General features: G+C 45.2%; 15 protein-coding genes and 1 riboswitch. Of the genes, 11 read left to right on the plus strand and 4 right to left on the minus strand.

The window, feature by feature from the left end; translation table 11 throughout:
- Positions 1-1,043: 1,043 nt before the first annotated feature.
- Positions 1,044-2,996, minus strand: coding sequence for an ABC transporter ATP-binding protein/permease (locus BBC0122_RS08320; protein WP_077992922.1), 1,953 nt, complete (start codon positions 2,994-2,996; stop codon positions 1,044-1,046).
- A gap of 313 nt (positions 2,997-3,309) precedes the next feature.
- Between BBC0122_RS08320 and BBC0122_RS08325 the strand changes: the two genes are divergently transcribed.
- The 6 genes from BBC0122_RS08325 to BBC0122_RS08355 all read left to right on the plus strand — a co-directional run bounded on the left by BBC0122_RS08325 (position 3,310) and on the right by BBC0122_RS08355 (position 9,513).
- Positions 3,310-3,519, plus strand: coding sequence for a cold-shock protein (locus BBC0122_RS08325; protein WP_077992924.1), 210 nt, complete (start codon positions 3,310-3,312; stop codon positions 3,517-3,519).
- 478 nt (positions 3,520-3,997) lie between these two features.
- Positions 3,998-4,224, plus strand: a riboswitch (cobalamin riboswitch).
- A gap of 540 nt (positions 4,225-4,764) precedes the next feature.
- Positions 4,765-5,802 (plus strand): ABC transporter substrate-binding protein, encoded by a 1,038-nt coding sequence (locus BBC0122_RS08335; protein ID WP_077992928.1) that lies wholly within the window; start codon positions 4,765-4,767, stop codon positions 5,800-5,802.
- On the plus strand, positions 5,799-6,815 hold the full coding sequence (locus BBC0122_RS08340; protein WP_077992929.1) for a FecCD family ABC transporter permease: 1,017 nt from the start codon (positions 5,799-5,801) through the stop codon (positions 6,813-6,815). Before BBC0122_RS08335 ends, BBC0122_RS08340 begins: the two co-directional genes overlap by 4 nt.
- 1 nt (position 6,816) lies before the next feature.
- On the plus strand, positions 6,817-7,590 hold the full coding sequence (locus BBC0122_RS08345) for an ABC transporter ATP-binding protein (protein ID WP_077992930.1): 774 nt from the start codon (positions 6,817-6,819) through the stop codon (positions 7,588-7,590).
- A gap of 3 nt (positions 7,591-7,593) precedes the next feature.
- Entirely contained in the window at positions 7,594-8,031 is a 438-nt protein-coding gene (locus BBC0122_RS08350) for a pseudoazurin (protein WP_077992931.1), read from the plus strand.
- 279 nt (positions 8,032-8,310) lie between these two features.
- On the plus strand, positions 8,311-9,513 hold the full coding sequence (locus BBC0122_RS08355; protein WP_077992933.1) for a pyridoxal phosphate-dependent aminotransferase: 1,203 nt from the start codon (positions 8,311-8,313) through the stop codon (positions 9,511-9,513).
- Positions 9,514-11,278: 1,765 nt separating this feature from the next.
- Here BBC0122_RS08355 and BBC0122_RS08375 read toward each other — a convergent pair.
- Together BBC0122_RS08375 and trxB are read right to left on the minus strand one after the other, a co-directional pair.
- Positions 11,279-12,184, minus strand: a complete 906-nt coding sequence (locus tag BBC0122_RS08375) for a LysR family transcriptional regulator (RefSeq protein WP_077992939.1) — start codon at positions 12,182-12,184, stop codon at positions 11,279-11,281.
- Between the two features lie 97 nt (positions 12,185-12,281).
- Positions 12,282-13,256: a thioredoxin-disulfide reductase gene (trxB, locus tag BBC0122_RS08380; protein ID WP_077992941.1), complete on the minus strand. Its 975-nt coding sequence runs from the start codon at positions 13,254-13,256 to the stop codon at positions 12,282-12,284.
- Positions 13,257-13,561: 305 nt separating this feature from the next.
- On the opposite strand from trxB, the gene BBC0122_RS08385 reads away from it, so the two are divergent.
- From BBC0122_RS08385 to BBC0122_RS08400, 4 genes are all read left to right on the plus strand, one after another.
- Positions 13,562-14,950: a TrkH family potassium uptake protein gene (locus BBC0122_RS08385; RefSeq protein ID WP_077992949.1), complete on the plus strand. Its 1,389-nt coding sequence runs from the start codon at positions 13,562-13,564 to the stop codon at positions 14,948-14,950.
- A gap of 72 nt (positions 14,951-15,022) precedes the next feature.
- Positions 15,023-15,493: an Lrp/AsnC family transcriptional regulator gene (locus tag BBC0122_RS08390; protein ID WP_075868870.1), complete on the plus strand. Its 471-nt coding sequence runs from the start codon at positions 15,023-15,025 to the stop codon at positions 15,491-15,493.
- A gap of 1,677 nt (positions 15,494-17,170) precedes the next feature.
- Complete coding sequence (locus tag BBC0122_RS13170) at positions 17,171-17,608, plus strand: hypothetical protein (RefSeq protein ID WP_077992950.1); 438 nt, start codon at positions 17,171-17,173, stop codon at positions 17,606-17,608.
- Between the two features lie 4 nt (positions 17,609-17,612).
- On the plus strand, positions 17,613-18,407 hold the full coding sequence (locus BBC0122_RS08400; RefSeq protein WP_077992952.1) for a tetratricopeptide repeat protein: 795 nt from the start codon (positions 17,613-17,615) through the stop codon (positions 18,405-18,407).
- Between the two features lie 173 nt (positions 18,408-18,580).
- On the opposite strand, the gene BBC0122_RS13010 is transcribed toward BBC0122_RS08400, so the two are convergent.
- On the minus strand, positions 18,581-18,745 hold the full coding sequence (locus tag BBC0122_RS13010) for a hypothetical protein (protein ID WP_188318014.1): 165 nt from the start codon (positions 18,743-18,745) through the stop codon (positions 18,581-18,583).
- A gap of 18 nt (positions 18,746-18,763) precedes the next feature.
- On the opposite strand from BBC0122_RS13010, the gene BBC0122_RS12805 reads away from it, so the two are divergent.
- Positions 18,764-19,075 (plus strand): hypothetical protein, encoded by a 312-nt coding sequence (locus BBC0122_RS12805; protein WP_149866661.1) that lies wholly within the window; start codon positions 18,764-18,766, stop codon positions 19,073-19,075.
- Positions 19,076-19,127: the final 52 nt, after the last annotated feature.

Here is a 19,127-nt window from a genome sequence, read left to right on the forward strand (position 1 = left end):
AAATGGCTGCTTAAACGTTAAAGGCCATCATACCGCCCTATTCTTGAGGCGGGAGACCACCTCAAAAGCTCGAGGAAGAGAGATAATGCAAAAGAGCCAATGATCGGCAATATCTTGCAAACAATCAGGCAAATAACCCTTTCCATTTGGCACATATGCCATTTGGCTACCTGACCTCTTCATGCATTCCGGTTTTTACCGGTCGGCGGGAAGTAAAATCCGATCATAGCGTCGAACCGGCGGTTGAACGGGAGCTTTTAAATTTGCAACCAATAACCCCGAAAATCGGTATGCCAAAAAAACAATCCCGCCAAAACCGATAACGCCCTAAAACATACCCCCACAAGATTGACGCGAAAAATACATGAACCGTTCGACGAGGTACAATCGAACGGCTATATCGGCCATCCTCCCGCTCCCGCTCCCGCTCCCGCTCAAAAATAATCCGGTATTTCCGGCATGAGAACAGCTTAAAATTCGACCCTCGTTAAAAAATCGCCTGCCTGTTATCCCGTCCGTTATCCCGCCCATTATAACTCGGATGTGTTTTTTTCTTCAAAGCTCATTAGATCAGCCGCAGTTCAACCAAAACCTGTCGCCGGAATTTTTCAAAAGCCTTATCGAGCCTTTATAAATCTTATGCCTTCAATGGAATTGAGAACGCGTTGCCCACCGCCAAATCAATCAAGATTTCATCCCCTAAATCAACCATGCACATTCTCTTTGCTTTTCATTAAAGCAGGTTCTCAATGCAGATTATAAAAGCAGGTGCCATACGCAGACCATCAATAAAATCACCGATAAAGAAACCCTATCCGCAAAGATTTGCGTTGCTTTTGCCTTCTATAAAGAGGTTTTCTTTTACAAAAAATTTTTCTTCTACAAGGGGAGTGTCTTCAAAAAGGAGCCAGTCTTCAAAAAGGGCATACTCTTCCGGAAGAGTTTCGCCTTCAAAAGGCTTTTGTGTTCTAAGAGAAACGTGTTCGCACGGATAAAGGTATTTTTGCCCGAAAATTATGAAAGATTGTTTGCCAAAAACCTGACTATTTTATTTCCGGCTCATCATTTTCCGGCTTATTATCTGCAGATTTATCACCTGCGTCCGCTGCGGGCACTGTCCTGCTTGCGGTCGTGTTTTCATCGTTTGTTGTTGAAGCGGAAGTTCTGCCGTTTGATGTTTCGTTCTCGTTCCTTTGCAAAGCCTGTTCCGAAGGCTCGAATTTGACTTCCACAATCACGTCGAACAGATAGCTTTCGTCATTGCGGCGGCTGATATAAACAAAAGTGGTATGTTTCAGATGCTGGAACACAACCGCGGCAATGCGCTTGCGCACCGTTTCATCAATACCGTCCATAACCTGATTGGCGACAATCCATTCGGGATTTGTAAGAAGCACGCGGGCAAAAGCAATTGAACGGCGTTCAACATCGTTCAATCGTTTTTCCCAATCGACATTTTCTTCATCAAGTGCCGAAAAATAATCACTCAAACCGGTGATTTCGAGCGCGTGTTCGATTTCATCGTCTGTCGGGTTTTTATCCGTTGCGGGATAAAGAAGAACCGTGCGCAATGTGCCCGGTGGAATATAAGGCGCATCGGGAATATAGTTCGGCAAACCGGAATTGGGCAGACCTACCGTTCCCTGCCCCCATGGCCACAAACCGGCCAGAGCGTGATAAAGAATGGTTTTGTCAACGTCTTGCGGCGCATAGATCAGAGTATTCTGCCCGCGTTTGATTGCCAAATTCGACGGTGTCAAAGTCAATTTGCCGTTGGCTGTGCGGATCAACAGATTGTCGAAGGTCATAATATCGGAATCATTGGTTTTGACGACGATATGTTCGCCCTTCAGCCGATCGACATCATCCATCTGCACAACAGCTTGTCTGAAAGTTGCAACACGCAACATCGTTGCCCGCCAGTCGGCCAGAGCGCCATAATTGTCAACAAACCAGCGCAATGACTGGTGCGCCTGATTGAAGGCCTGAACAGCAGCCTGAAGACCGCCGAGGTCAATACCGCCGCCAAAATAGATCGGCGAGGCGATAATATAAGGGGCAACATTCGATACCCAGCCATAACCGGCGGTAATGCCTGTCAATTTGGTCGTTGCGACAACAATATGCCAAATGGCGTTCAAAACATTTTGCACACGCCCGTCGAGATAGCGCTTCTCGTCTTTCTCAGCCCCCATCAGCGTGATCGAATCAATAGAGCGGTTGGTGTGCATTAAAGCGGCACGCAAATCTGCTTCACGCGCATAGCGGTTGGCGTTGATCGTTACCAGATTACGCGCAACAAACCAGGTGAGAAAGGAAGCCGCACCGACATAGAGAAGCACCGCCCAGATCATGTAACCGGGAAGCGGAAAACTGTAGCCGGAAAAGCTGAAAACGAAACCGGCCGTTGTTGCCCATAACGTCGGAATGAAGATGATTAATGTTACACTGGCCTGCAACAGATTGATGCCGAGATCAGCGGTTGATTCGGCAAGATGTCGGGCATCTTCGTGAAGTTTCTGGTCGGGGTTTACGCCGACTTCCCCTGCCATTGTCAGGCGAAAGGCACGCTTGGGCTGCATCCATTGGCTGATAAGGTCGTCAGTCAATCCTTCACGCAATTTCATCTTCAAATATTGGTTCAAAAAAGTCTGGACAATGTTGAAGATCAATAGAACCGAGGCAATGACAAAGAATACACCGAGCTGGAAAACAAACTCATGCAAATCTTTACGGCTGATCGCGTTCCAGAAATCCTTGGTCCACTCATTGATTTGCAATTGCCCGCGGCCAATCAGAATAATGAGCACGAGTATTCCAAGAAATGTCGCAATCAACGTGTTGCGCGTGTGCGAATGCCAGAAAGCGATATAAAGAATTTTTGCCTGATGGGAAAAACGGGTATTTTTGACAATGCCTTCGCGCAATGAACCGGGAGCGGCATCGACCGGATTATCGGGCATAACGTCGTCTTTATCGCTGCCATTTTTGGCCATTCAATCAATTCCCCTTACATGACAATCGCGACATTCTGACGACAGTTAAAAATATTGATTGCACCCTTATACACCAGATAGTGTCGGCAATCAAAATAGCAAAAGCAAGAATGCTTGCAATTTTAATATTAATAAAACTTGCTTTCCGGTTTTAGAGGGTCTAATGAAGCGCCAATCGATTTTTCGGTTGTGCGACTTTCTTAACCGTGCAGCAAGCACTATTTAACGAAACTCCCCTTTCTAAATTTCGATCTACCAAATGTATCAACACTGTATGTGTCGATGCAATCATTTCTTATTACAGGAGTTTCCTATGGCTACAGGAACAGTTAAGTGGTTCAACACAACAAAAGGCTTCGGCTTCATTCAACCTGATGATGGTGGTGCAGATGTTTTTGTACACATCTCGGCTGTTGAACGTTCAGGCATGAATGGTCTTACCGAAGGACAAAAAGTGTCTTACGAGGTTGTGCAGGATCGCCGTTCGGGAAAATCTGCTGCAGGCAATCTTTCAGCTCTTTAATGACAAGCGGCTTGAATGCTTTTAATTCGACAATAAAAGATTTATCGGCATTTCAACGCTACCATTCACGAGTTATTACAAAAAGCTCTACCGGTTTTTCGGTAGGGCTTTTTTAATGGTCTAATCATTTTATCAATTTGATCTCGAAGCCCCCATTCCCCCCACTTTTATATGTTTCCGTTCTTTCCTCGATCTTTCCCCCTATTTTTTCCCCCTCATTTTTCCCCCCTTATTTTTCCCCCCCTTATTTTTCCCCCCTTATTTTCCCATGTCGGCTCGGCAATGTTTCGTCACATCTTTCCCGTTGTTTTGTCCCCATGTTTCCTAAGAAGTTTCCTGCGATATTTTTCTTGAACGTCGCCCGCGTTGTTTTCTGACCGGAATAACAAACATTCGCTCTTGAAAGCCAAACGGAAGAATATCGTTTTGCTATTTCAAGAAGAACGTCAACAAGCTGCTTGCACTTCTATTTAGATAAGCTATAAATTTTATTGACGGTTCCCCTTCAGGATGTCTTCAAAAGGGGAATAATAGGGAACACGGAAAAATTGACCGCACTCAAGGGATTTCAACCGTGGCTGCCCCCGCAACTGTAAACGGCAGCACCTTTTTTAGGGATTTATCCGGCCACTGCGAAAGCGGGAAGGTAAAAGGTGCAAAAAAAATGCCGCGAGCCAGGAGACCTGCCGTCAATCATAGGCTTTCACGAGCCTGTCATTGAATATCCCTAACGCACGGTGGGTGCAAAGGAAAGGTAACCATGGCAATCCGGTCAGGCGCCAAGTTTGTCGCCTCTCATATGCTTATACGGATTTTTTTATCCCGTCCGGTTTATGAAGTGATAGCAATGTTGCAGCAGATTGTGTTGCAACAAATATTGTATTTTTTGCGCTTTTTGATCGTTTGCCAACAACACATCCGGAAACCGCTTCTTTCATTATTTTGCTCAAGAGAAGAAAAGATAAACCACGTTGGCAAAGCGTTTTTTATTGCTTTAAAAACAACCGCAATAAAAGGGCTTTCAGGCGTTTCAACAGCGTTTATCAATGCCTTCCCGGTGGAGAATTTTTGTAAGGCTCTTCATTCGGATGATACGCGGCAAATAGAGCCTTCGACGTTGAACGAATGGGCTTTTCCCTGCTTGAAAACTTTCCCGAACGCCCTCGTGAAATATTTGAAACCCGTGACAAGGCAAAACCTTCATAAAACGGCCTTGCCTTGGGCTTGAACGAGAAGAGCAAACTCATGAAAACCATCCATTTGAAGACGACAATTTTAACTGCGGTGATTTCCTTCTTTGCGGTTAATTTTTATAGCAATGCTTTGGCTGAAGAAACGCATTATCCGTTAACGGTAAAAAATTGCGGCCGCACACTGGTTTTTAACAAAGCACCGGAACGCGTTGTTTCGGTCGGACAAAATACGACAGAGATACTTTATGCTTTGGGATTATCCGACAAGGTCAAAGGGACTGCACTCTGGTATTCGCCGGTTTTGCCGCAATTTACCGAAGTCAACAAAAACGTAAAAATGCTTTCCCATGATGTTCCAAGTTTCGAGAGCATCATTGCCGAAAAACCCGATCTTGTGGCAAGCCATCAGGAATGGGTTATAGGGCCTGCGGGAAGTGCTGCAACCTATGACCAGTTCAAGGATTTTGAAATTCCGGTTTATACCGCTCCTGCCGATTGCGTGGGAAAAGACAACCTTGCCGGTAGCGACGGTTTGCGAACAGCCCCCTTTACGATGGATCTCATCTATCAGGAAATTTCCGAACTTTCAGTGATCTTCAACGTTCAGGATAAAGGAGAACAACTTGTTAAAGAGCTGAAAGGGCGCGAACAGGCTGCAATCGACAAAGTCAAAAACCTGCCCAAGGGCAAACTCAGCGCGGTTTTCTGGTATTCGAGTGCCGATCTTGATATTGACCCCTATGTTGCCGGAGACCTTGGTGCACCCGGTTATATTATGAAAATTCTCGGCATTCAAAACGTTATCAAATCCGATTATGAATGGCCGACTGTGGGATGGGAAACCATCGTTAAAGCGAACCCGACCATTATTGTTCTTGCCGAAATGGATCGCCGCCGTTTTCCCGCCGATGATGTTGTCGTGAAACGTGATTTCTTGAAGAAAGATCCCGTTACAAAACTGCTACCGGCTGTCGAGAATAACCGTCTTGTCAACATGGACGTGCAATCCATGAATACAACCATGCGCACCATTGACGGTATCGAAAAACTGGCAAATGCCATTGTCGAACTTGGTCTTGAAAAAGAGTGACACATTTACCCCGCACGATTATCATCTGGCTTTTTTGCATCTGTCTTTTGCTATGCGCAATTGTGACAGGTGCAGCAATTGGCGAGATTGCCATTCCGTTTTCAACTTTTTTGAAAACCATTGCCAACCATCTGTTCGGTAGCGGTTACGAGGTGGATATATTCCATAGTCGGGTGATCTGGCTGTGGCGTCTGCCGCGTGCAGTGGTGGGCGCATGTTGTGGTGCCGGTCTTGCCATGTGCGGGGTTATTTTACAGGCCTTGTTGAGAAATCCCCTTGCCGAACCCTATCTTCTCGGCATTTCGTCGGGTGCGGGAACAGGTGCGGCATTGGTTACCGCTTTCGGCATGAATTTGAGTATTCTGTCACTTTCAACGGGTGCATTGATCGGCGGTCTGTTATCGTTTTTCTTTGTTGTTTTTCTTGCCTATCATTCCGGACGCAATGCAACCGCCATTATTCTCGCCGGTATTGCTAGCGCCATGTTGTTCAATGCATTGACAGCTCTCATATTGATGATTTTTACGCCACTTGAAGGACGCTCGAATATTTTTGCCTGGATGATCGGAAATCTTTCCGGTGCAAGATGGAGTGATGCTTTACTGGCTTTCCCGTTGACACTTCTGGCATTTTTAATTTTCCTTGCATTTTCCCGCATTCTCGATGCTTTCGTCTTCGGCTCGCGTGCCGCAAAATCGCTTGGTATTTCTGTCAATTATGTGAGCATGTTGCTGATTACTCTTGTTGCTCTGGTTACTGCCGTTATGGTTTCCATTATGGGTACAATCAGCTTTGTCGGACTGGTTGTTCCCCATGCGGCACGGCTTATTGTCGGCGTGCGTCACCAGCTTCTGATACCCGCTTCGGCATTGATCGGCGCACTTTTTATGATTGCCGCCGATGTGATTTCGCGCATTATTGTGCCCGGCCTTGCTTTTCCGGTCGGTATTGTCACGGCATTGATCGGCGCACCGCTTTTTGCCCTGTTGCTGTTGCGGCAGAAAGGAAATTGATATGCTTGTCGGCGAACATTTATCGCTTGAACGTGACCATCACACGATTCTTGATGATATAACGCTCACATTGAACGACCATGAAATTTTAGGCATTATCGGCCCCAATGGCGCGGGCAAAAGTTCGCTTTTATCTGTTTTTGCAGGCCTTGTTACACCGACAAAAGGCGATATAAGCCTTGATAATATTGCCTTGTCCAAATGGTCGCGGCGTAAACTTGCAAAAACAATTGCCTTTGTCGAACAACAGGCCGAACCGCATGAGCGCATCGACGTGCGCCACGCCATAGAAATTGGCCGCACACCACACAAAACATTGCTTTCACCGTGGTTTCCCGAAGATGAAGAGGCGTTGCAGGATGCACTCGAAAAAGTCAATATGAAAGGCTTCGAGAAGCGTCTTCTGAACAGTCTTTCGGGGGGTGAAAAGCAACGCATCCACATTGCCCGTGCATTGGCACAAAAACCGCGTATTCTCATTCTCGATGAACCGACAAATCATCTTGATATAGGATGTCAATTGGAGATACTCTCTCTCGTTCGCAGGCTTGATCTTTCGGTACTGATTGCCCTTCACGATCTTAATCATGCAGCCATGTTTTGCGATCGCATCGCTTTGCTCGATCATGGGCGTTTGATAAGTTCGGGGCTTCCCGAAGACGTGCTGACGAAACAAACAATATTGACCAACTTCCGTGCCAATGCCGAAATAGACAAGCTTGAAAATGGCAGGCTTCATATACGTTACCTGCTACCACCTTCATTGAAAGGATAAAAAATGAAAACACTCGTCGCTCTTCTGGCTTTATTCGCCTTTACCGCTTCTGCAAATGCCGAAACTTACGAAGTCAAAATGCTCAATCGCGGAACAGCCGGTGCTATGGTGTTCGAGCCGGATTATCTAAAACTGAAACCCGGCGACTCGGTGAAATTCATTGCCACACAGAAAAGTCACAACGCTGCAACCATTGATGACATGATACCGGAAGGCGCAACACCCTTCAAAGGCAAAATTGATGAAGAACTGCAAGTGACTTTCGATAAACCCGGCTTTTACGGCATTAAATGTATTCCCCATTATGCCATGGGAATGATTATGCTGATTAAAGTCGGTGACGATCAGGCTTTGCCGCAATCCTACCGCGATCATAAGCAGCCCGGCATTGCAAAAAAGCGCTTTGACGACATTTTTTCCCGTGTCGATAAAGGGGAATAGAAAACGTTGCGCAAATGCCGGAATGTCGGGAAAATGGCGCGAATTTCTGAAGAATGATAAAATTTGCAAGAATTGGTCCCGACAGACCGGCTAAACTGCAAACTAGCTAAACTGCAAACTATTGGTGGCTTCACCAATAGTTTCCTTCCCTCTACGATAAATTGATGAAGACAATTCTTGCACTTTTAAAGCGCTTGGGACATAGATTTATTATGCTGACTTATTGCACTTCAAGGCAAGAATCAGTCTATTGCTTATTCAATCTGAGGAGATAATAGAATGGCATTCATTGGCGATACGCTATCCCGTATCAAGCCCTCCGCGACTATTGCTGTTGCACAAAAGGCCCGTGACCTCAAGGCCACAGGACGTGATGTAATTTCACTCGGTGCGGGAGAACCCGATTTCGACACACCCGATAACGTTAAAAATGCTGCTATCGAGGCAATCCGTCAGGGCAAAACAAAATATACTCCTGTTGCCGGTATACCGGAGCTTCGCCAAGCCATTGCAACAAAATTCAAGCGTGAAAACAATCTTGACTACAAGCCGCAGCAGATTATTGTCGGCACTGGCGGCAAGCAGGTTCTTTTCAATGCTTTCATGGCAACATTGAACAAGGGCGACGAAGTTATTATCCCAGCCCCCTATTGGGTAAGCTATCCGGAAATGGTTGCTGTCAATAACGGCACACCGGTTTTCGTCGATGCCAAAAAAGAATTCAATTACAAGCTTCAGCCGGAAGATCTCGAAGCAGCCATTACCGATAAAACAAAGTGGTTTGTTTTCAATTCTCCGTGTAACCCGTCGGGCGCTGCCTACACCCATGACGAGTTGAAAAAACTGACCGATGTTCTTTTGAAATATCCACATGTCCATATCATGAGCGATGATATGTACGAGCACCTCACTTATAACGATTTCAAGTTTGCCACTCCGGCAGCCGTCGAGCCGAAGCTTTACGAACGCACATTGACAGTAAACGGTGTTTCAAAAGCCTATGCAATGACGGGTTGGCGTATTGGCTATGCAGCCGGTCCGGTCGAGCTTATCAAGGCAATGGAAACCATCCAGAGCCAGCAGACATCGGGCACAAGCTCGATTTCGCAATGGGCGGCGGTTGAAGCTTTGAACGGCCCGCAGGATTTTATTGAGAAAAATAAAGCGATTTTTCAGGCAAGACGCGATCTCGTGGTTTCCATGCTCAATCAGGCAAACGGCCTTGAATGCCCGACACCGGAAGGCGCATTCTATGTTTATCCTTCCTGCGCAAAACTGATTGGCAAGAAAACACCGGAAGGCAAAGTCATCAAGACTGATGAAGACTTTGTCACCGCTCTTCTTGAAACAGAAGCTGTTGCAGTTGTTCACGGAGCCGCTTTCGGTCTGGGACCGGCTTTCCGCATTTCCTATGCAACTTCTGAAAAATTGCTGGAAGAAGCCTGCCGGCGCATTCAACGCTTCTGTGCAAGCTTGCGCTAAAACTTTGGCCATGAACGGCCTTTACAGATAACGAATTGAAAACCGCCTTTTCAGGCGGTTTTTTTGTAAAATACCAAACAGTTTGTTTTGCCGACGCAGCTCACAAAAAAACCAAACCTTCCCGATCTCCCGCTGCAAAGACAGTTCACTGCAAAACGTCGCTTGAAAAACTGCTGATGGTGTATTCGCCTTGAAAGCTTAGTGATCCTTGCTTTGTCGAATAAATCACTTTGAAGGATAAAAAGAATAATGCCGGTTCAGCCTCTATAAAGCTTGTGCCTGAAAGAGATTCCAAGCTTCCAAACAAGCCGCACATTACCTGCCCCGAACTGACTTGCCCGCTCATATGGTTGATCTTACCCGTGCATACATGATTGACGGGTGCTACGCACCATCATAAAGCTTGTGCCCGCAAGAGATTTCAAGCTTCCAAACAAGCCGCACATTACCCGCCCCGAACTGATTTGCCCGCTCATATGATTGATCTTACCCGTACATACATGATTGACGGGTGCTATGCACCATCTAAAGCTTGTGCCTGAAAGAGGTTTCAAGCTTCCAAACAAGCCGCACATTACCTGCGCCGAACTGATTTGCCCGCTCATATGGTTGATCTTACCCGTGCATACATAATTGACGGGTACTATGCACCATCTAAAGCTTGTGCCTGTAAGCAGTTTCAGCGTCTAAACAGAGCGTGGTAACAACCGCGAAGACCTATTTCCCCCGCACCTATGATTGATACCGCCAGCACATATATGATTGACGTAATCTATGCGCACATGTTGATCTCGTCTCTGCCGAGACGGTCTATATAATCAAATGTAACTCTCCTCGGCAGAAAGCGGGCTGAACGCTTCGCTCACTCCATTTCCTCTAAGATTTCTGATTATCTGCCAGAATAAAAATCACAAAAAAGAAAGACATATCCCCATAACCGGAGAATATGGTATTTGCTGTCGATATAAATTTTCTGCAACCATGATAACGGGTGCGCGCATAAACGCGTGAAACCGGCAATTGTGAAAAGAATTACCGCCGTTACAATTTGCGATAAGATCACCAGAAAAACCATAACTTCTTTAAAAAGCAGAAATACAAAAAAATCAAAAAAAAAGCCGGACAAATAGTCCGGCTGAAGTTTGAAGGTATCAGAGACTATAGTCAATCTGACAAAACCTCCAGAGGGGAACACTCAAGAAACGCAATGGGAGGAGACGTCCACTTGAGATGCCGGTAATATGCACTTTTTTTAGGCAGCCAGCAACCAGATTTTAAGCAGAACAGCTATGCACCAAACGCATAGCTTCATTGAAATATTTTTTGACCGAAAATTTATGTAGATGTTTTATTGTTATAAAACAAATATTTAGAAAAATCTTTTTGTCAGAATCCCGCCAGATCGCCGTAAAAACATCTATATCCCGTTTTGGCTTGATTGAAAATTTTTTTGCCCAGAGAGCGTGCATCCGCTGCTCAAAGAATTGGCACGTTTATTTAATGCCTATTATTTCGCCGCAAGTGAACACGATTTCATATGCATAAATTTGGCACTTGCGAACACTGTTGATAGGCTATCGCCTTCGGCGTTTATCATTTCAAACTGTCAGAAAACCGGCGGGTCAATAGAAAGGCACTTCAAAATCGGAATAAAAGACAAATAATGTGACAGCATAAGGCCGGTAGAGACAAGGTTCATCAGGGCGAACGTTATAAAAGGTTTTTAATGTTTGTTCCCGTGATTGAAATTTTCCGAATACCGCAATCAGAATGACCAATTGCGTGATTTTGCAAAAATATAATCACGAAAAGCATGAAGTTTGGCCGAATTTTTGAGCGCTTCGGGATAACAGAAAAACGTATCGAATGAAGGAATTTCTGTGAGATCGGGGAAAAGTCTTATCAAACCATCATTGGGAGCAATGATATAATCCGGTAAAACAGCAATACCAAGATTTTTCATGGCCGCTTTTTTAATGGAAATCACATTATTGATTTGTAAAGACGGGATACGTTGTGAACCGTCGTTACGACCGGCGGTTTCAAGCCAGTTCAATCCGGCAAGATAGCTTGGTGCCGATTCACCGAAAGACAAAATGCGATGATTATCAAGCTCTTCCAATTGGGTGGGTTTGCCATGATTGGCAAGATAATTGGCCGAAGCATAGACATGCATATGCACTGTAAAAAGCCGCCGCTGGATGAGGTCGGGCTGTTGGGGTTGGCGTAAACGCAAAGCACAATCGGCGTGGCGCATTGTCAAATCCAGTTCCTCGTCATCGAGGAGAAGCTGGATCTGTATATCCGGATAAAGGTTGACAAATTCCGGTATACGCTGGACGAGCCAACCGGAACCAAGGCCGAATGTCGTTGTAACGCACAAATGGCCGGTCGGCTTTTCGCGACTTTCACTCAATTTGGAGCGGACATTTTCAAGTTTCATCAATACGTCATGGGCAGTGCGATATAAAATTTCGCCCTGCTCTGTCATGATAAGTCCGCGCGCATGGCGTTGGAAAAGTGGCACGCCGACATCCTGTTCGAGCGCAGAAACCTGACGTGAAATTGCCGATTGCGATAAATGCAACGTCTGAGCGGCATGTGTAAACGAGCCAGCTTCAGCAGCGGCGTGGAAAATTCTCAATTTGTCCCAATCCAACGGCGCAGCCACCAGATTTTCTCCTCAATTATAAAAACACCGGCTTTTGAGCGGTGATACCCATCTTCTATATCGGGCGCAATTTCCAACTAAAAAGCGCCCGCCGAACTTATTTTTCGCCTGCCTTCAAATCTACCTGTTCATCCAGAAAACGCTCGACTTCCAGCGCAGCCATGCACCCCCGTCCGGCAGCGGTTACCGCTTGACGAAACACATCATCGGCAACGTCGCCGGCTGCAAAAACACCTTCAACACTGGTTGCTGTCGAATCCGGTGCTGTCCACAAATAACCACCGGGTTTCTGGCGCAATTGCCCTTCAAACAGCTCGACCGCCGGCGCGTGACCGATAGCGATAAACACACCTTGCGCTTCGACTTCGCTCAATTTTCCGGTCAATGTATCTTTAAGCCGTACACCGGTAACCGTTGCGCCCATTGGCGGCTTTGGCGGATTACCGACAATTTCATCGACCACATGATTCCAGATGACCCGCACATTATCACGTTTAAGCAAGCGTTCCTGCATAATTTTTTCCGCACGGAAAAAATCCCGCCGGTGCACCACAGTCACGGTTTTGGCAAGATTTGCCAGATATAGCGCTTCTTCAACCGCAGTATTGCCGCCGCCGACCACCACGACATCTTTGCCGCGATAGAAAAAACCGTCGCATGTGGCACAAGCCGAAACACCGCCACCCATAAAGGTTTTTTCGCTTTCCAATCCCAGCCAGCGGGCTTGTGCGCCAGTGGCGATGATGAGCGCATCACATGTAAAAACGGTACCTGAATCACCGTGAAGTGTGAAAGGCCGTCTTGAAAGGTCGGCTTTGGTGATAATGTCGTAAACGAGTTCGGTTCCCATTTTTACCGCCTGCTGAGCCATTTTTTCAACAAGCTCCGGCCCCCCAATCGGGTCGACAAAACCGGGATAATTTTCAACCTCGTCGGTAATCGTCAATTGGCCACCCTGTTGCAGACCGGTGACAATGACAGGTTTGAGCATGGCACGCGCCGCATAAATTGCAGCCGTATAACCGGCAGGTCCCGAACCGACGATCAAAACAGGAATATGGCGCGCTGACATGAAACTCCACTTTCATAAATCGATTAAGGAAAAAGCCTATAAAAGCATTTCCCCAAGGTTGATCCTGCCATTTGATTTATGGTTTAAAATCGGCTTTTGCAAGGCGGTGACAAAGATTGACCGGTTTAATCACAAGAGGTGACAATTTGTGAAACTTAGCGATTGTCAGCAGGGGTAAAATTTATATAAAATAGCCGGTGATTGCATAACACACTTACTTAAGTTTCTTTTCAATCCAGAGGTTTGCCATTTTTCGATTTGTCAGCAATGTCTGCGCGCGTTTTGCGCTGATTCTGGGAATAACCATGTTACTCCCTGCCCTTGCAGATTTGCGGGCGGGAAATGGCGACTGGGTTGTTTTCATCCGATCGGCTGCAACGACCATTGCTTTTGCGACACTGATCCTGCTTGCAACAAACGGAGCCAATTGTCGTTTTTCGGCACGACTGGGATTTTTGCTCACAGTTTGCTTGTGGATCACCGGTTGCGTGCTCGGTGCTATGCCACTTTATTTTTCACATCTGCCATTGTCGCTCGCTGCTGCCATTTTTGAAGGTGTTTCCGGCATTACCACCACTGGCGCCACCGTACTTACAGGACTTGACCGGCTGCCGCGCGGCATTCTTCTATGGCGTTCGCTTTTATGCTGGATTGGCGGCATCGGGTTTATCGCCTTGGCCTTGTTGCTTTTGCCATCCCTCAGAGTGGGTGGTATCCAGCTTTTCAATATGGAATCTTCCGACCGTGCAGAAAAAGTTCTGCCGCGTGTGAACCAGATTGCCAATGGCATTATCATTGCCTATCTGGGGCTTACGCTTTTATGTATGCTGTCCTATTTTGCCGTTGGGATGACAATGTTCGACGCTGTCAATCATGCCATGACGACAATTGCGACAGCCGGTTTTTCAACCCATGATGCTTCACTCGGCTATTTTTCCAAAACGCCTTCGGTGCTGGTTATTGCAACAATTTTTATGCTGCTCGCCTCGCTCCCCTTTATTCTTTATGTCAAGCTTGTTTTGCCTGAACGTTCGCGGCGTTTGGCCGACCCGCAGGTTGTTGTTTTTCTGTCCATCGTTCTTGTCGCCAGTTTTGCGCTTGCCATCTGGCTGCGTTTCCATTTCGGATTTTCGTTCCACCGTGCATTCCTTGACGCGATTTTCCATTTCGTCTCGGTGATTACAACCACCGGCTATGCCGCTGAAGATTATCTGTTGTGGGGGCCTTTCGCGATCGGCCTTTTCTTTATTGCTTCATTTATAGGCGGCTGTGCGGGGTCAACATCGGGCGGCATTAAAATTAACCGTCTCATCATTCTCTGGCGTTTCACACGCGTCGCCATGATGCGGCTTCTCTCCCCCAATACGGTTGTGAAAGTGCGTTATGGCGGAACCGATATTTCCGGTGATCTTGCCCAGACAGTTTTGCTGTTCATGAGTCTCTATATGGCATCACTTGTGATCGGAGCGGTGTTGCTCTCCTTTACCGGACTCGATTTTGTTTCGGCTTTTACCGGCGCACTAACCGCCCTTTCCAATGTCGGCCCCGGTTTTGGCGACAGAATTGGCCCTGACGGAAATTTTTCCACAGTGGGCGACGCCGCTTTATGGATATTGAGCGGCCTTATGTTTGCAGGACGTCTTGAAATTGTTACTGTTATCATTCTTTTTACACCGGCGTTCTGGAGAAAATGATTTTACCACGTGACGTTTTTCCTAACCGGTGATAGACAGACACTCAATTGAACAATAGTGAAGTAAAGCCTTATGCAGATTAAAGCCGATCTCGATTCAATCGATTGGAAAATACTCAAAGAGCTTCAGAGCAATGGCCGCATGACGAATGTCGAACTTGCTTCAAAAGTCGGTATTTCGGCACCTCCATGTTTGCGTCGGGTGAGACGCCTTGAACAGGATGGCATTATCAAAGGTTATCAGGCTATCCTGAATGGAGCTATGATCGGGCAGGATCTCGTGGCTTTTTGTTTTGTCGGTTTACATCGCCAGTCCGATGCGGATTTACGTGGTTTTGCAGCCATGGTCTATAAGTGGCCACTGGTTAGAAAAGCATGGATGGTGTCGGGAGAATCGGATTTTCTGCTTCACTGTGTGGCTCCCGATCTCAAAAGCTTCCAGACATTTGTTATCGAACAACTGACAGCCGCCTCCAATGTCGGCTCTGTGCGCACTGCTCTCACCATTCGCGTCATCAAAGACGAACCACCGCTTATTCTTTAAGAAACACGAGACGCGAAAAAGCGTGACTGGTAAACCCTTGAATCCATTGCCAGTCAGAGACGGTTTTTTCAAGGAAATCCATTCATTGTTGCTTCGCGTTTTAGCGTGTTTTCATTTTTTCATGATCGTTTTGTTCTTTTACCGACATTGCTTTTATGCCACTCTCGCCCCTGAGTTTTACCGCACTCTTACCCCTAAGTTTTACGCCACACTCATCTCTGAGTTTTACCCCATTCTTACCCCCTGAGTTTTACGCCACACTCATTTCTGAGTTTTACCCCACTCTTACCCCCTGAGTTTTACGCCACGTTCACCTACGGGAAAGAGCAAAAGCGTTCCCCCCTCTTCAACCTTTTCATTTTCAATAAAACGCATTCATTGAATAAAAGAGCCTTTATTTATTTACCAAGCGGAATCGGGGTAGCTCAAAACGCAACTCAAGTCTTTTCGACAATCTTGCTTTTCAACGATTTTGCGAAAGTTTCCGACCATTAAAGAAGGAATGAACAAAGAAAGATAAAAGCGCTCCCCCGACCTACCAAAAAATCAAGCCGGAAAACCAACCAACTCATTAAAGATAGGAGACACAGATAAATGCAGGCGGCAAAAACTCTAAAAATATTACCGGCAAGCCCGCCTTAAATGATTGTTATCGATTTTAAAGCCTTGAAACTTACTTAGTAACCGGTGCTGCCTTTGACCCACTTGCGTTTTTGTTTGTTACATTTTTCTTACTGTGATTGATGTTTTGTCGTTCGCAAAAATCCACCAAAATTCTAACGTTTATGTTTTGAACACACAAAACTCGGTCGAGAGAAAAGAGTATTGACATTTATCAAAGCTCATTCACACAGCTTTTTCTTTAAAAACGACCCGATATTTAAAGTCTGACAACATTCGTTTATTTTTTATATAGCTATGTTTCGGCTTTTGCTCCCTCAATAGCAAAATAGTTTTAATTCATTGATTTTATGAATTAATTTTTTGTTTTAACGGCTCATGCTTTTCTTCACGTTAATTCAAAATTGAAAAAACTCGATCACTCGAAAAAGTCTTCGATTTGAATGTGTTTTATGCTTTTTCTTGAAGATTTCCCGATATGAACCCGCTTAAATCCGACATTTGAATTATTGGTTGTTAAAGTTCGTTACTTTGGCACTACAAAGTTGTGTTTTACGATGGATTTAAATTGTCTGCCGTTCTATCTTAAATTATATTTCCATAATCAAGAGTTTGGAAATAGCTGCTGAACCGCAAATATTAGATTTTCTATTTGAATCAATGTAAGTGAATTTATTTTATAGGTAAGTGAATTTATTATGAATCAAAAAAACTATCTATGGTTACGGTTTTTTGCGCGAACCTTTGATGCTTTTCTTTATATATTTTTATTTATGTTATTATCTTTATTTTAAGAACTATAAATAATTATATTGTATTTTCGTACGTATTATCGCCATATTATTCTTATTTCGTATCACGCGTTATAGAATTTACTTTATCTATATGTGAATTTTACATATTTATTTTTTCAATTGATTGTTTAATTTATTATTTTACCGGAAACAATCTCGGTAAAATGATTTTAGGTTTAAAAATTGTGAATGCTGACACCGGAAATAATTTAAATTTGAGTGATTATTCCGACCGGACGATGCGACAAATGTTCTCCGGATTTTGTTTAGGCATTCCACTGTTATATTTTATTACATTTTTATACAATATAATATTGTATTTCAGAAAAACCGTGCAAGCTATGATAAGAAAGTCAGCCAGTCATCTGTTGATGAGAAAGTAAACCTGCGGACCGACGAGGAGGAAACAGACCTGCTATATGATGACGGGGAAGCCAAACTGCCAACTGATAAAGAGAAAGCCTGCCCGTCATCTGACGGTGAGGAAGCCGATCTGCTAACTGATGACAAGAAGGCCAGCCTGCCATCTGACGACGAGAAAATCAAGCTTCCATCAGTTAACGAGAGTGATATAGCAAATAAAATTGTTCGCCAACCTATCCCTGTTTTTAATTATATATTTTTCGCAGCGACTTATATTTTTCTATTCTTATCAATCGGTTTTATATCGAAACTGAACTTGGGGATATATCCGTATTAAAGCTATGAGATACTTTATCCTAATTCCCTTTATGATTATTGTGTTTATCATTGTTGGTTCGGTTCTTTTTTCGCCTGTTTCCAACTTCAAAAATTTCGAAAAAAACAGCGTTTATACTGGTGGGAACAATAAAAGTGATGCCACGTATAACACTGCACAAAGCAACCGGAAGAATGACTTACCGGATTTGCAGCAAGTGCAGCAAGCTGCCAGGCAAGGAAACGGATATTCCCAGCTTAAGCTGGCGGATTTATATTATTCCGGACACGGCGTTCAACAAAATTACCAGATCGCCAGTTATTGGTATAACGAGGCTGCTGTTCAGGGAATCGCAACTGCACAATATAAACTCGGATATATGTACCTGAATGGTCAAGGTGTAGCGGTCAATAATCAAGTTGCTGTCTATTGGTATACGCAAGCAGCTACTCAAGGGGTTGCGGCTGCCCAGTTTGGTCTCGGTTACATGTATCATTATGGCTTGGGAGTTCAGACGAATTACCAACTTGCTATGAATTGGTATAATTTGGCGGCTAATCAAGGAAATTCCGATGCCCAAACGAATATAGGTTTTATGTATGAGAAGGGACAGGGCGTCAAACAAGACTATGAAACAGCAGCAACGTGGTATCGTGCAGCAGCCGATCAAGGAAACGCGATGGCTCAATATAATCTTGGCATTTTGTATTATAATGGCTACGGTGTTCCACAAAATAAAGGCGAAGCCTTAAGACTTTTCGATCTTGCCGCCCGGCAAGGTTATATTGATGCTAAAAACTTCCTCAAACAAGCATATTGATAAACATTATCAAACACCTGATTTCTTCTATTCAAAAATATTAAATCGTCGCTTTTAACAATTTCCGTCTTTTAAGCGTTCAGTTGTTTTTGAGGTCAGGCTGAAAAATATCGGAACAGATACGATCATCCGTCTACCCGTTATATATTTATCAAATCCGGATTTTTATCAAACTAACGCGTCAAACGTCCTGCGATGACTGTACCAATACTCGCGACCTGAATAACATGGTCATTGCGCAACAGGAATGGCGTGGACACTGCGGCAACCGGAATGGCGTGGTTATTGCGCCGACGGGAATGGCGTGGACATTGCGTCAACCGGAACGGCGTGGTCATTGCTTCAACCGGAATAACATGGTCATTGCGTCAACCGGAATGGCGTGGACACTGCGGCAACCGGAATGGCGTGGTTATTGCGTCAACAGGAATGGCGTGGTCACTGCGGCAACCGGAACGGCGTGGTCATTGCGTCAACCGGAACGGCGTGGTCACTGCGTCAACAGGAATGGCGTGGACATTGCTTTAACCGGAACGGCGTGGACACTGCGGCAACCGGAACGGCGTGGACACTGCGTCAACCGGAACGGCGTGGTTATTGTGTCAACCGGAACGGCGTGGTTATTGCGCCTGCTCTGTTTATTTTTCAAATGTCATATCTTTCAATGAAAAACCGTTGCCGTCTGGCAGTCGGATTTGCCGGCTTCAGCCTTAAAATTTC

The organism is Ditibartonella choladocola (genome assembly GCF_002007565.1).
Taxonomy (GTDB): domain Bacteria; phylum Pseudomonadota; class Alphaproteobacteria; order Rhizobiales; family Rhizobiaceae; genus Bartonella; species Bartonella choladocola.

Bases quoted from the DNA above. Each gene is read 5' to 3' on its own strand.
- BBC0122_RS08320 (WP_077992922.1), bottom strand. From the start codon at position 2,996: ATGGCCAAAAATGGCAGCGATAAAGACGACGTTATGCCCGATAATCCG.
- BBC0122_RS08325 (WP_077992924.1), top strand. From the start codon at position 3,310: ATGGCTACAGGAACAGTTAAGTGGTTCAACACAACAAAAGGCTTCGGC.
- BBC0122_RS08335 (WP_077992928.1), top strand. From the start codon at position 4,765: ATGAAAACCATCCATTTGAAGACGACAATTTTAACTGCGGTGATTTCC.
- BBC0122_RS08345 (WP_077992930.1), top strand. From the start codon at position 6,817: ATGCTTGTCGGCGAACATTTATCGCTTGAACGTGACCATCACACGATT.
- BBC0122_RS08350 (WP_077992931.1), top strand. From the start codon at position 7,594: ATGAAAACACTCGTCGCTCTTCTGGCTTTATTCGCCTTTACCGCTTCT.
- BBC0122_RS08355 (WP_077992933.1), top strand. From the start codon at position 8,311: ATGGCATTCATTGGCGATACGCTATCCCGTATCAAGCCCTCCGCGACT.
- trxB (WP_077992941.1), bottom strand. From the start codon at position 13,256: ATGTCAGCGCGCCATATTCCTGTTTTGATCGTCGGTTCGGGACCTGCC.
- BBC0122_RS08385 (WP_077992949.1), top strand. From the start codon at position 13,562: ATGTTACTCCCTGCCCTTGCAGATTTGCGGGCGGGAAATGGCGACTGG.
- BBC0122_RS08390 (WP_075868870.1), top strand. From the start codon at position 15,023: ATGCAGATTAAAGCCGATCTCGATTCAATCGATTGGAAAATACTCAAA.
- BBC0122_RS08400 (WP_077992952.1), top strand. From the start codon at position 17,613: ATGAGATACTTTATCCTAATTCCCTTTATGATTATTGTGTTTATCATT.
- BBC0122_RS13010 (WP_188318014.1), bottom strand. From the start codon at position 18,745: ATGACCACGCCGTTCCGGTTGACGCAATGTCCACGCCATTCCCGTCGG.
- BBC0122_RS12805 (WP_149866661.1), top strand. From the start codon at position 18,764: ATGGTCATTGCGTCAACCGGAATGGCGTGGACACTGCGGCAACCGGAA.